Genomic DNA, 12,336 nt, shown 5'->3' with positions numbered 1-12,336 from the left:
GACGCGGCGTTGCCCGGGCCGACGGCGCGCTGCGGCGTCGCCGCCGCATCGCCCGCCGCCGCGGTCGTCGGCGCGCCGCCGCCGATCTGCAGCGTCGTGCAGCCGGCGAGCAGGCCCATGCCGAGGACACCGGCCGTCGCCAGGCGGCCGAGCGAGGGAGCTAACAGGGAGAGGATCGATGCCATAGGTGTCCAGCGCGGCGACGCACGTCGTCAGCCTTCGATGGTAAGACGGGCGATTGGTTCGCGAAAGCGCTGCCGGTCCGCAAAAAGTCTCAGTGCATGGGCCGGAAACGAAGCCGCTTGGGCTTGGCGCCCTCCTCGCCCAGCCGCTTCTTCTTGTCGGCCTCGTACTCCTGGTAGTTGCCGTCGAAGAAGAACCACTTCGAGTCGCCTTCGGCGGCCAGGATGTGGGTGGCGATGCGGTCGAGGAACCAGCGGTCGTGGCTGATCACCATCACCGAGCCTGCGTACTCGAGCAGCGCGTCCTCGAGGGCGTGCAGGGTCTCGACGTCGAGGTCGTTGGACGGCTCGTCGAGCATCAGCACGTTGGCCCCGGCGATCAGCGTCTTGGCCAGGTGCAGCCGCCCGCGCTCGCCGCCCGAGAGGTTGCCGACGAGCTTCTGCTGGTCGTTGCCCTTGAAGTTGAACTTGCCCAGGTAGGCCCGGCTCGGCATCACGAACTTGCCGACGACCAGGTTGTCGAGCCCGCCCGAGACGTCCTGCCAGACGGTCTTGTCGTTCTCGAGCTCCTCGCGGCTCTGCTCGACGAAAGCCATCTTCACGGTCGAGCCGGTCTTGACGGTCCCGCTGTCCGGCTTTTCCTTGCCGGCGATCATGCGGAAGAGGGTCGACTTGCCTGCGCCGTTCGGCCCGATGATGCCGACGATCGCGCCGGCCGGCACCTTGAAACTCAGATCGTCGATCAGCAGGCGGTCGCCGAAGCTCTTGCTGACATTGACGAATTCGATGACCTCGTGGCCGAGGCGCTCCGCGACCGGGATGAAGATCTCGTTGGTCTCGTTGCGCTTCTGGTAGTCGACGTCGGAGAGCTCCTCGAAGCGGGCCAGGCGTGCCTTGCTCTTGGCCTGTCGCCCCTTGGGGTTCTGGCGCACCCACTCCAGCTCCTTCTTCATCGCCTTGGTGCGCGCGTCCTCGGTCTTTTGCTCCTGCTCGAGGCGGGCTTCCTTCTGCTCGAGCCAGGTCGAGTAGTTGCCCTTGTACGGAATGCCCGAGCCGCGGTCGAGCTCGAGGATCCACTCGGCCGCGTTGTCGAGGAAATAGCGATCGTGGGTGATCGCGACGACCGTGCCCGGAAAGCGCGACAGGAACTGCTCGAGCCAGTCGACCGACTCGGCGTCCAGGTGGTTGGTCGGCTCGTCGAGGAGCAGCATGTCGGGCCGCGACAGCAGCATGCGGCAGAGCGCGACACGGCGCTTCTCGCCGCCCGAGAGCTTGCCGATGACGGCGTCCCACGGCGCCAGGCGCAGGGCGTCGGCGGCGATCTCGAGCTGCATGTCGGTGTTCTCGCTGCCGGCCGCGGCGATCTGCGCCTCGAGCTCGGCCTGCTCGGCGGCCAGCTTGTCGAAGTCGGCGTCGGGCTCGCCGTACTCGGCGTACACCTCCTCGAGCCGCTTCTTCGCGGCCAGGGCGCCGCCGATGCCTTCCTCGACCGCCTCGCGCACCGTCTGCTCCGGGTTCATGACCGGCTCCTGCGGCAGGTAGCCGATCTTCAGGCCCGGCATCGGCGTCGCCTCGCCTTCGATGTCGTGGTCGATGCCGGCCATGATCTTGAGCAGCGTCGACTTGCCCGAGCCGTTCAGACCGAGCACACCGATCTTCGCGCCGGGAAAGAAGGAGAGCGAGATGTTCTTGAGGATCTGGCGCTTGGGCGGAACGATCTTGCCCACGCGGTTCATCGTGAAGACGTACTGAGCCATGGAATACCTTGAAAGAGTCGAGGCGCGCCGGAGACCCCGGGGCCGATCGCCTATTGTCGCCGCACGACCGGCGGCCCGCCCGCGTCAGGGCGTGCTGTCCCAGCAGTTGCCGGGCTGGTCGTTGATGCGCACCCAGTAGCGCGTGCCCGAGCGGATGCCGCTCGCGCGTTCGCCCTGCAGGCCCCAGCCGCCGCGCCCGTCGTGGAACTCGGCCATGCGCCAGCCGGCGCCGAGCTCGGCCGCGCACTGTGCCGAGGCTGCCTTCTCGGAGGCGAGCGTGGTCCCGACGACCGCGCGCGTGGCGCCGAGCTGGCCACCGACCCAGCCGCTGTAGAAATCCTGCTTCAGCTGCTCGGGTGGGCTTGCGCCCGTGGCCTTGAAGCAGGCGATGGGAAGCGAGGCCCGGCACGACGTGTCGCCGCGATACGGATTGCACGACTTGCTGTGGGGGCGGTCGAGCCGGGCCGGCTCGCCATGGCAGCTGAGGTGGGCCACCGGCGCAGCGGGCTCGGTGACGAGCGCGAACGACAGGCCGAAGGCAGCGCTGGCCGGAGCGGCCGGCGGCCGCGCCGCCGGCCGCAGGGTCTCGGTGCGCTGGCTCGCGGCGCAGGGCCGGTCGCTGAACACCGCCTTGCCGTCGGCACCGGTGCACTTGAGCACCTGCGCCTGCGCGGTCCCGGCGGCGGCTGCCGACGCGATCCCGATCGCCAGCGCCAGGGCCGCCCGCAAGATCGGCCTCATGGCGCACTGTCCCAGCAGTTCCCGCGCTGGTCGTTGATGTGGACCCAGTAGCGCGTGTCCGGTCGAAGCCCGGGGCCGCGCTCGCCCTGCAGGCCCCAGCCGCCGCCGCCATCGTGGAACTCCGCCATGCGCCACCCGGGGCCGAGCTCGGCCTCGCAGCGCTCCGAGGCGTTCGGCGCGGACTTCAGGAGCGCGCCCATGACCGGCTGGGTCGCGCCGAGCTGGCCGTTCGTCCAGCCCTTGTAGAAATCGGCCTGCACGTGCGCCGGCTGCGCCGCGCCGGATGGTCTGAAGCAGGCGACCGGCAGGACGACGCGGCACGAGCTGTCGCCGGCGTAGGGGTTGCACGAGCCTTCGTGCGGACGATCGGTCGGCTGCGGATCGCCGTGGCAGCCGAGATGGGCCACCGTCGGCGGTGTCGCCGGCGCGCCGACGAGCGCGAACGACAGGCCGTAGCCGATGCCGCGCGCCGCTTCCTCGGCGCCCGGCGCTGCGGCATCGCCGACGACCGGCGCCGCCTGCGGCGGGGCCGTGGCCAGCGCAGTCTCGCGCGTTCGTGCCGCCTCCCGCTCCATGCCGCCGCGGCTCGCGACCTTGAAGATGAGCGCCAGCAAGGCGCCCGCAACGACAAACCAGACCAGCAACCGGACCATGTGAAGGAACTCCCAGTCTTCCGGCATGCAATGACCGAGCCCGCCGCGATTGGTCACATTTGCAGCTGGAACGATCCGATCGGGCGACGGGCACGGCGAAATTTCGCTGCCGTGTGACGCGAATCGCGTCCGGCCGGCGCAACCGGACACGTCCGGGGCGCATCGGATTGCAGATGTCGATAGAATGAGGGCTCGCGTCGCCATCGTTTCCAGTCAGCGTCGACGCAGTCGCTTCCGACTCCTCCCTCCCCCGTCTGCCTTCGACTGGCGCTCGCGACACGCGAGCAGCAGGCCGATGATTCCCTGGCAGAAATCTTCATGACCTTCGATACCCTCGGCCTGGCCGAGCCGCTCCTGCGTGCCGTGCACGAAGCGGGCTACACCGTTCCCACCCCGATCCAGGCGCAAGCCATCCCCGCCGTGCTCTCGGGCGGCGACGTCATGGGCGGCGCCCAGACCGGCACCGGCAAGACCGCCGGCTTCGTGCTGCCGCTGCTGCACCGCCTCATGGCCACCCCGGCCGTGCGCGATTCCCGCGGCAAGCTGCCGATCCGCTGCCTCATCCTCACGCCGACGCGCGAGCTCGCGGCGCAGGTCGAGGAAAGCGTGCGCACCTACGGCAAGCACTCGAAGCTGACGAGCATGGTGATGTTCGGCGGCGTCGGCAAGCAGCCGCAAAACGACAAGCTGCGCCGCGGCGTCGACATCCTCGTCGCCACCCCGGGCCGCCTGCTCGACCACCACGGCCAGCGCACGCTCGACCTGTCGCGCGTCGAGATCTTCGTCCTCGACGAAGCCGACCGCATGCTCGACATGGGCTTCCTGCCCGACGTCAAGAAGGTGCTTGCGGTGCTGCCGCAGAAGAAGCAGAGCCTGCTCTTCTCGGCCACCTTCAGCGACGAGATCAAGGCCCTCGCCGACCGGCTCCTCAACCAGCCGGTGCTGATCGAGGTGGCGCGTCGCAACCAGACCGCCGAGCTCGTGGCCCAGAAGGTCCACCCGGTCGGCCGCGAGATGAAGAAGGACCTGCTGGTCCATCTCGTCAAGACCAACGACTGGCACCAGGTGCTCGTCTTCACGCGCATGAAGCACGGCGCCAACCGCCTCGTCGAGCACCTTCTCAAGCAGGGCATCACGGCGATGGCGATCCACGGCAATAAGAGCCAGACGGCGCGCACCAAGGCCCTTGCCGACTTCAAGAAGGGCGAGCTGCAGGTGCTCGTCGCGACCGACATCGCCGCGCGCGGCATCGACATCGACCAGCTGCCGCACGTCGTCAACTTCGAGATGCCGAACGTGCCCGAGGACTACGTGCACCGCATCGGCCGCACCGGGCGGGCCGGCACGCCGGGCGAGGCGATCTCGCTGGTCTCGGTCGACGAGAACGGCTTCCTGCGCGACATCGAGCGCCTGATCAAGCACGAGATCCCGAAGGAGCTCGTGGCCGGCTTCGAGCCGCCGTCGCACGAGCGGCCCGAGCCGATCGTCCTCGGCCGCATGGTGATCGGCGAAGGCGCCGGTCGCGGCGGGGCACGGCCGCGCCGCGACGGCCCCGGCCAGGGCCGCAGCGATGCGGGTCGGGGCAGTGGCGGTCGCAGCCACGCGGGTCATGGCGGCGGCGGGCAAGGCGCCGGTCGCAGCCAGGCTTCGCATGGCAACGGCAGCGCTGCTCCTGCGTTGCGTGGCCATGCCGCGCCGCGCAGCGGCCCGCGCCAGGACGATCGGCGCGGTCCGGCGCCGACGTCGTACCGACCGGCCGGCCCCAAGCGGTAGCGCTCTCGCGCCGGCCGCTTGGGAATTTTCTCAGTCGCCGCGCTTCATCTTCATCCGCTCGCGCGTGGCCTTGCCGCGCGACTTCCATGCCGACAGCTGCTGCCGGCGCTCGACCCAGCCCATCGTGTCGCGCCGCGTCTCGCGCAGTAGCTTCTGGAAGTTGCGCAGGCGGACCGGGTCGACGCCCTCGCACGGCGCAACCCGGCTCGTCGGCGTGCGTGCAGTCGCGGAAGCGGCAGCGTGCCGAGAGCGACTCGACATCGGCGAAGCTGGCGACCAGGGCGGCTTCATCGCCGTCCGGGCGAAGCGTGCGCAGCCCCGGCGTGTCGATGATGCAGGCGCCGCTCGGCAGCAGGTGCAGCGAGCGCGCCGTCGTCGTGTGCATGCCGCGGCCGTCGTTGCGGCGGACGGCGCCGGTGTCCTGCACCGCCGACCCGAGCAGGGTGTTCGTCAGCGTCGACTTGCCGGCCCCCGACGAGCCGAGCAGCACGATGGTTTGCCCCCTGCCGATGACGTGGCCGAAGAGCGCCGCCGATGCCGGAGCCGTCGCATGGACGACGACCAGCTCGGTGTCGTCCGGAAGGCGCCGCTGCAGGGCGTCGACGTGGCGCTCGCGCATCTCGGGCCGCGCATCGAGCAGGTCGGCCTTCGTGAGCACCACGAGAGGCGCGACGCCGCCGGCATGGACCAGCGCCAGATAGCGCTCGAGCCGGCGCAGGTTGAAGTCGTCGTCGAGCCCCATGACGACCAGGGCCCGGTCGACGTTGCTGACCACCGGATGCCGGCTGCCGTCTCCGTCGCGTCGAACGATGTGCGAGCTGGGCGGCACGCGCGTGTGGACCCAGCGGCCGCCGTGCTCGTCCTGCGCCGCCAGAACCCAGTCGCCGACGGCGAGCGAGGTCCCGCCCTCCAGAAGCGTGCGGACGAGGCGCGGCCAGGGCCGGGCCGGGTGGTCGGCCAAGCCGTCATGAAGCTGCACCGTCTCGCGGTGCACGGAGGTGACGCGTTCCAGATGGAGCGGCGTCGCAGCGCCGGTGGCGCTGTCGCGGGCGCGGCCGGCGAGTTCCGGCGTGAGCCCGATGCCTTGAAGGCGGTCGAAGTCGAAGTGAAGCATGTCGAGACCCGAATGGCGTTGCACGGCCGACGCACGAGGCGTCGGCGCGCCGGGCGCGGGCGCACCGGCGGGCGTGTGAGCGAAGGGGCGTCAGCCGACCGGCCGTCGCCGCGCGGGAGCTCGAGGGTCTCGTTGCGGGCCGTGCGGCCCTTGCAGAGGTCGATGCGGGCGCTTCGGCCCGCGTGCGCGGATCAGGCGTCGACTGGCGCGCTGGCGGCAGTCACGAAAGAGGTCTTGTTCTTCTTCATGGCGGCCCTCCTCCGGGATGCAAGCGCCGATCGGGCGCGGGTCGAAGGGCCTTTTGCCGGCCCCGGGGGCGCGAGTCTGGCATCGCTGCCGGGCGGCGGTCAACGGCGCTGTGGCGCCGACGCCGAAACCTTGCGTTCCGGCCCGGCAGCCGCACATCGGTTCAGGTCATTGCACCTCTGTATGATGACTTGAACAGGCCCTCGCGCCCGCGTCCCTAAGGAGACCGTCATGAAAGCATTCGTCCTCGCGCTCGCCGTCGGCTTCGGTGCCGCGGCCACCTTCCCCGACATCGCCGAAGCGCGTCGCATCGGTGGCGGCGGCGCGGCCGGCATGCAGCGCAGCGTTCCGCCGCGCGCGACACCCGACGCCGTTCCCGCCCGCCCGGCCGCACCCACGGCGGCTGCCCCTGCAGCGGCCGCCGCACCCGCCGCAGCCGCGGCCGGCAAGCGCTCCTGGATGGGCCCCATCGCCGGCCTCGCCGCTGGCCTGGGCCTCGCTGCCCTGTTCAGCCACCTGGGCCTCGGCGCCGAGCTGGCCAACTTCATGATGATCGCCCTCATGGTCGTGGCCGGGATCTTCCTGGTCCGCTTCCTGATGCGGCGCTTCATGCCCGCGGCGCCCGGCGCCGCCCACGGTGCACAGCTGGCGGGCGCGGCTGCCGGTGCAACGCGCATGCCCCCGCCCCCGCCGACCTCGTTCCCGGACGAACGGCCGGTGCAGTTTCGCGGCCATCTGAGCGGCAGCAACGATGCGGCGACCCCTTCGGTCGCGGCCGTTCCGGCGGCGACGTTGGGCAGCCCGGCGGCGGCGATGGCCGTCGCGGCGCCGGCGAACATCCCGGCCGGCTTCGACGCCGCCGGCTTCGAGCGCATCGCGAAGATGATCTTCATCCGCTTGCAGGCCGCCAACGACAGGGGCGACCTCAATGACCTGCGCGCATTCACCACGCCCGAGATGTTCGCGGCGATCAAGCTCGACCTGCAGGACCGTGGCGATGCAGCGCAGCGCACGGATGTCGTCCGCGTCGACGCGGAGGTCCTCGACGTGGCCGAGGAAGCCGACCGGCAGATCGTCAGCGTCCGCTTCCACGGCCTCATCCGCGAGGAGCTGGAAGGCGTCGCCGAGCCGTTCGACGAGGTCTGGCATCTGAGCAAGCCGGCCGACGGCAGCCAGCAGTGGGCGATCGCCGGCATCCAGCAGACGGCCACGGCCCGGCCGGCCTGACCCGCGCCCGGCCCCCGCGAGCCGCTGCGGCACACGCGTGACGCAGCGGCTCGTCGTTCTCACGGGTGCCTCGCGCGGCCTCGGCGCGGCCATGGCGCGCCGCCTGCTGGCGCCCGACTGCACCCTGCTCTGCCTGTCGCGCCGTCCGGCCGCCGAGCTCGCCGCCGCCGCGTGGGAGAGCGGCCGTCCGTGCGAGCAATGGAGCGTCGACCTGATCGAGCCGGTTCCGGTCGCGGCCCGCCTCGAAGCCTGGCTGGGTGCTTTCCCCGCCGACCGCTTCGCCTCGGCCGTGCTGATCAACAACGCCGGCGTGCTGACTCGCATCGGCCCGCTCGAGGGCTGTAGCAGCGCCGACCTGGCCATGGCGCTTCGTGTCGGCCTCGAGGCGCCGCTCGTGCTCTCGGCAGCATTCCTGCGCGCCACCGCCGCCTGGGGAGCCGACCGCCGCGTCCTGTACATCTCCTCGGGGCTCGGCCGGCGCGCCATGGCCGGGCAGGCCACCTACTGCGCCGCCAAGGCCGGGATGGACCACCTCGCCCGGGCCGTCGCCCTCGACCAGGCCGAGCTGCCCAACGGCGCCCGCGTCGCCTCGCTGGCCCCCGGCGTCATCGACACCGACATGCAGGTGCAGTTGCGGGGAGCCGAAGGCGGCGGCTTTCCGGACCGGCCGACGTTCGTGCGCCTGAAGGAGAGCGGCCAGCTGGCGTCGCCCGACGATGCGGCGGCGCGCGTGCTCGCCTACCTGGCGCGCGACGACTTCGGCACGGCGCCCGTCGCCGACATCCGCGACGCCTGAGGCGCCGGGCCGGCGCAGGCCGACGGGCCGCTGCGACAATCGGGCGAGAGGGTGCGCCGCGGGGGCGCTCCGGAGACCTCCCGATGGCACAAGGACTGCGACGCCGTGCTGCATGCGCCACGGCGCTGGCCATCGGCCTGTCCGCCTGCGCCCCGCTGCCGCCGCAGCCCGTCAGCGCGCCGACCGCGACGGCCCGCGCCGAGGCAGTGGCCGAGCCGGCGACCCAGCCCCCTGCCGGGACCGTCGTTCCCAACACGAACCTCGTCGTTCAGGGCATCCCGCCGATCCCGGGCTCGCTCGCCAAGGAGGTCGCCCGCTACACCGACTTCGCCGGCCACCGCTTCGTCGACTGGCATCCGACGCAGCGCGAGATGCTCGTCGCGCACCGCCGCCCCGGCGCGGCCACGACGCAGATCTTCCGCGTCGGCGCGGCGCTCGCGCAGCCGCAGCAGCTGACCGACTTCACCGATCCCGTGCGCAGCGCAAGCTACGAGCCGATCAGCGGCGACGCCATCGTCTTCGAGCGCAGCAACGGCGGCGACGAGGCAGCGCAGCTGTACCGGCTCGACCTGGCGTCGATGCAGGTCACGCAGTTCACCGCGCCAGGCCAGCGCCACGACCTGCAGCGCTGGCTGAACCGGAGCAGCCGCCTGCTCTACCTCTCGGTGCCGCTCGACCGCACCGCCGCCGGGGGCAGCCGCGCCAGCATCGTCCAGACGCTCTCGATCATCGACCCGGCCCGACCGGAGTCGAGGCGAACGCTCGCCGAACTGCCGGGCGGCGGCTGGGAGGTCTCGGCAGTGTCGTGGGACGACCGGCTGGCGACGCTGACGCAGTTCATCTCGGTCGCCGAGTCCCGGATCTGGCTGCTCGATCTGGGCACCGGCGAGCGCCGGCTGCTCCTGCCGGCCCCGAACGCCGCGGCGGCGGCGCACTACGGCAGCGTCTGGAAGCGCGACGACTCGGGTTTCTTCCTGGTCAGCGACCGCGGCGGCGAGTTCCTCGAGCTGCTGTTCTATCGCATCGCCGACGCCAGCCTGACCCGTGTCACCCGGGGCATCCCCTGGGATGTCGAAGGCGTGAGCCTCGACGGTAGCGGCCGGCTGCTCGCGGTCCGCGTCAACGTCGAAGGGCGCCACGAAGTCCGCTTCTTCGATGCCGACACCTTCAGCGAGCTGCCGTCGCCGGACCTGGCATCGGGCAGCGTGGTGGGCGCCGGGTTCCACCGTCGCCTGCCGGCGCTCGCCGTGACGCTCGACGAAAGCAAGGCGGCCGGGCGCGTCGGCGTGCTCGACCCGTCCACCGGTGCGTTGCAGCGCTGGACGCAACCGCATGCGCCGCCCGGCATCGACGCGGCGCGTTTCGGCGAGCAGCGCATCGTGCGCTGGAAGAGCTTCGATGGCCGCACGATCTCGGGCATCGCCAACATGCCGCCGGCGCGCTTCGCCGGCAAGCGGCCGGTCCTGATCCAGGTGCACGGCGGCCCGGAAGGGCAGGCCACCTTCGGCTTCATCGGCCGCTTCAACTACTACGTCGAGGAGCTGGGCATCGCCGTGATCCAGCCGAACGTGCGCGGCTCGTCCGGCTTCGGCAGAACCTTCCTCTCGCTCGACGACGGGATGAAGCGCGAGGATTCGGTCAAGGACCTGGGCGCCCTCCTCGACTGGATCGGCCAGCAGCCGAACCTCGACGCCAGCCGCGTCCTCGTCGCCGGCGGCAGCTACGGCGGCTACATGAGCCTGGCCGTCGCGGTGACCTACCCGGAGCGGATCGCCGGCGCGATCGACGTCGTCGGCATCTCGAACTTCGTGAGCTTCCTCGAGAACACCGAGAGCTACCGGCGCGACCTGCGCCGGGTCGAGTACGGCGACGAGCGCGACCCCGTCATGCGCGAGTTCCTGACCCGCATCTCGCCACTCACGAACGCAGTCCGGATCAGCAAGCCGCTCTTCGTCGTCCAGGGCCGGAACGACCCGCGCGTGCCCTACACGGAAGCCGAGCAGATCGTGGCCCGGGCCCGCGCCAACGGCACGCCGGTGTGGTACCTCCGCGCCGAGAACGAAGGGCACGGCTTCGCGCGCAAGGAAAACGCCGACTTCCAGTTCTACGCGACCGTGATGTTCCTGCGCGAGACGGTGCTGAAGCCGCGTCCGGGCCCCGGTCCATGAGCGGCCTGGACATCGTCGCCCTCGGCGAGCCGATGGTCGAGTTCAACCAGACCGCGCCCGGCGCCCGCACCTACCTGCAGGGGTTCGGCGGCGACACCTCGAACTTCGCCATCGCGGCGGCGCGCCAGGGCGCCCGCGTCGGCTACATCAGCGCCCTGGGCGACGATGTCTACGGCCGCATGCTGCGCGACCTCTGGCGCGAAGAAGGCGTCGACGACAGCGGGGTGCGCGCGGACCCGAACGGCTTCACCGCGGTCTACTTCGTCACCCACGACGACGACGGCCATCACTTCAGCTTCTTCCGGCAAGGCTCGGCCGCGAGCCGGCTCGGCGCCGAGGTCTTGCCGCGCGCCGCCATCCGGTCGGCACGGGTGCTGCACTACTCCGGCATCTCGCTGGCGATCTCGGCCACGGCGCGCGCCGCGTGCGACGCGGCGGTGCAGACGGCGCAGAGTGCCGGGATCCAGGTCTCCTTCGACACCAACCTGCGCCGCCAGCTCTGGCCGCTCGACGAGGCGCGCAGCGCGATCGAGGCGGCGATCGGCACGAGCGACATCTGCCTGCCGAGCCACGACGACATCGGGGCGATCACTGGCCTCGACGATCCGCAGGCCATGCTCGACCACTGCCTTCGCCTCGGCGCTGGCGTCGTCGCCCTCAAGCTCGGTGCGGGCGGCGCCTGGGTCGCCGACGCGACCCGACGCGTTCGCATCGCGCCGCACCCCTGTCGCCCGGTCGACGCCACCGGCGCGGGCGACACCTTCGGCGGCGCCTTCGTGGCTCGCCTTCTCGCCGGCGACGACCTCGAGGCCGCCGGCCGCCATGCGGCGGTCGCGGCGGCGCTGTCGACCGAAGGCTTCGGTGCCGTGGCGCCGATCCCAACGGCTGCGCAGGTGCGCGCCGCCCTCGCCTTGCACGCCCCTCCGACCCCCTGACCCGATGACTTCCGCAGACAGCGACAGCGGCTTCCGCAACGACCTCTTCGCCGGCCGCCGCGTGCTCGTCGTCGGTGCGACGAGCGGCATCGGCGCCGGCATCGCCGCGGCGTTCGCGGCGCACGGCGCGCAGGTCATCGCCACCGGTGCCACCGACGCCGAGGTCGCGGCCGGGCAGGAAGGCGGCCCGGCCCTCGACGTGCGCCGCCTCGACGTCCGCGACGACGCCGCGGTGCAGGCCCTGGTCGGCGGGCTGCCGTCGCTCGACGTGCTCGTCAACTGCGCCGGCATCATCCGACGCGGCGACGAGCACCGGCCCGAGGTGTTCGCGGCGGTGATCGACATCAACCTCAACGGCACCCTGCGCACCTGCAGTGCGGCACGGGCGCTGCTGGCGCGCAGCGGCGGCTGCATCGTCAACACCGCGTCCATGCTCAGCTTCTTCGGGGGTGGCCTGGTGCCTGCGTATTCGGCCAGCAAGGGCGGCGTGGCGCAGCTGACGAAATCGCTGGCGCTCGCCTACGCCGACGACCGCATCCGCGTCAACGCCGTCGCCCCCGGCTGGATCGTGACGCCGCTGACCACGGCGCTGCACGAGGACGAGGCGCGCAGCGCCGCCATCCTCGCGCGCACGCCGCTCAAGCGCTGGGGCCGGCCCGACGACGTCGCCGATGCCGTGCTCTTCCTCGCCTCGCCCGCGGCGCGCTTCGTCACCGGCGCCATCATCCCCGTCGACGGCGGCTA

General features: G+C 71.7%; 11 protein-coding genes and 1 pseudogene. 6 read left to right on the top strand and 6 right to left on the bottom strand.

Translation table 11 applies throughout. The annotated features are described in order from the left end of the window. From AC30N0_RS09915 to AC30N0_RS09900, 4 genes are all read right to left on the bottom strand, one after another. The coding region (locus AC30N0_RS09915) for a hypothetical protein (RefSeq protein ID WP_489517756.1) at positions 1-185 on the bottom strand (185 nt) is incomplete at its 3' end. An 89-nt stretch (positions 186-274) separates the two neighbouring features. Then, complete coding sequence (gene ettA, locus AC30N0_RS09910; RefSeq protein WP_489517755.1) at positions 275-1,939, bottom strand: energy-dependent translational throttle protein EttA; 1,665 nt, start codon at positions 1,937-1,939, stop codon at positions 275-277. An 84-nt stretch (positions 1,940-2,023) separates the two neighbouring features. Further along, the gene (locus AC30N0_RS09905; RefSeq protein WP_489517754.1) at positions 2,024-2,680 is read right to left on the bottom strand and encodes a DUF4124 domain-containing protein; all 657 of its coding nucleotides are present in this window, start codon (positions 2,678-2,680) and stop codon (positions 2,024-2,026) included. After that, on the bottom strand, positions 2,677-3,360 hold the full coding sequence (locus tag AC30N0_RS09900) for a hypothetical protein (protein ID WP_489517753.1): 684 nt from the start codon (positions 3,358-3,360) through the stop codon (positions 2,677-2,679). Before AC30N0_RS09900 ends, AC30N0_RS09905 begins: the two co-directional genes overlap by 4 nt. Positions 3,361-3,651: 291 nt before the next feature. Here AC30N0_RS09900 and AC30N0_RS09895 point away from each other — a divergent pair, with 291 nt between their 5' ends. After that, positions 3,652-5,106, top strand: a complete 1,455-nt coding sequence (locus AC30N0_RS09895) for a DEAD/DEAH box helicase (protein WP_489517752.1) — start codon at positions 3,652-3,654, stop codon at positions 5,104-5,106. A gap of 30 nt (positions 5,107-5,136) precedes the next feature. Here AC30N0_RS09895 and AC30N0_RS09890 read toward each other — a convergent pair whose 3' ends face one another. Beyond that, a complete protein-coding gene (locus AC30N0_RS09890; RefSeq protein ID WP_489517757.1) occupies positions 5,137-5,367 on the bottom strand; it encodes a hypothetical protein in 231 nt (76 codons plus the stop codon). Then, positions 5,354-6,220 (bottom strand): annotated as a pseudogene (rsgA, locus tag AC30N0_RS09885) (GTPase RsgA); the annotation flags it as partial. The gene AC30N0_RS09890 and the pseudogene rsgA, both read right to left, overlap by 14 nt. A 477-nt stretch (positions 6,221-6,697) precedes the next feature. On the opposite strand from rsgA, the gene AC30N0_RS09880 reads away from it, so the two are divergent. The 5 genes from AC30N0_RS09880 to AC30N0_RS09860 form a co-directional block, all read left to right on the top strand. Beyond that, positions 6,698-7,693 (top strand): Tim44 domain-containing protein, encoded by a 996-nt coding sequence (locus tag AC30N0_RS09880; protein ID WP_489517751.1) that lies wholly within the window; start codon positions 6,698-6,700, stop codon positions 7,691-7,693. A 37-nt stretch (positions 7,694-7,730) separates the two neighbouring features. Beyond that, positions 7,731-8,489 (top strand): SDR family NAD(P)-dependent oxidoreductase, encoded by a 759-nt coding sequence (locus AC30N0_RS09875; protein WP_489517750.1) that lies wholly within the window; start codon positions 7,731-7,733, stop codon positions 8,487-8,489. A gap of 83 nt (positions 8,490-8,572) precedes the next feature. Further along, positions 8,573-10,657: an alpha/beta fold hydrolase gene (locus AC30N0_RS09870; RefSeq protein WP_489517749.1), complete on the top strand. Its 2,085-nt coding sequence runs from the start codon at positions 8,573-8,575 to the stop codon at positions 10,655-10,657. After that, positions 10,654-11,592 carry a sugar kinase gene (locus AC30N0_RS09865; protein WP_489517748.1) on the top strand — a complete coding sequence of 313 codons (939 nt, stop codon included), beginning with the start codon at positions 10,654-10,656 and terminating at the stop codon, positions 11,590-11,592. The genes AC30N0_RS09870 and AC30N0_RS09865 overlap by 4 nt, the downstream gene beginning before the upstream one ends. A 4-nt stretch (positions 11,593-11,596) precedes the next feature. After that, a partial coding sequence (locus tag AC30N0_RS09860) for an SDR family NAD(P)-dependent oxidoreductase (RefSeq protein ID WP_489517747.1) occupies positions 11,597-12,336 on the top strand: 740 nt, incomplete at its 3' end.

This window comes from Rhizobacter sp. (genome assembly GCF_031412495.1).
Lineage (GTDB): Bacteria > Pseudomonadota > Gammaproteobacteria > Burkholderiales > Burkholderiaceae_C > Schlegelella_A.
Note: the sequence above shows the minus strand (reverse complement) of the source record. Positions and strands in the feature narration are given on the sequence as shown.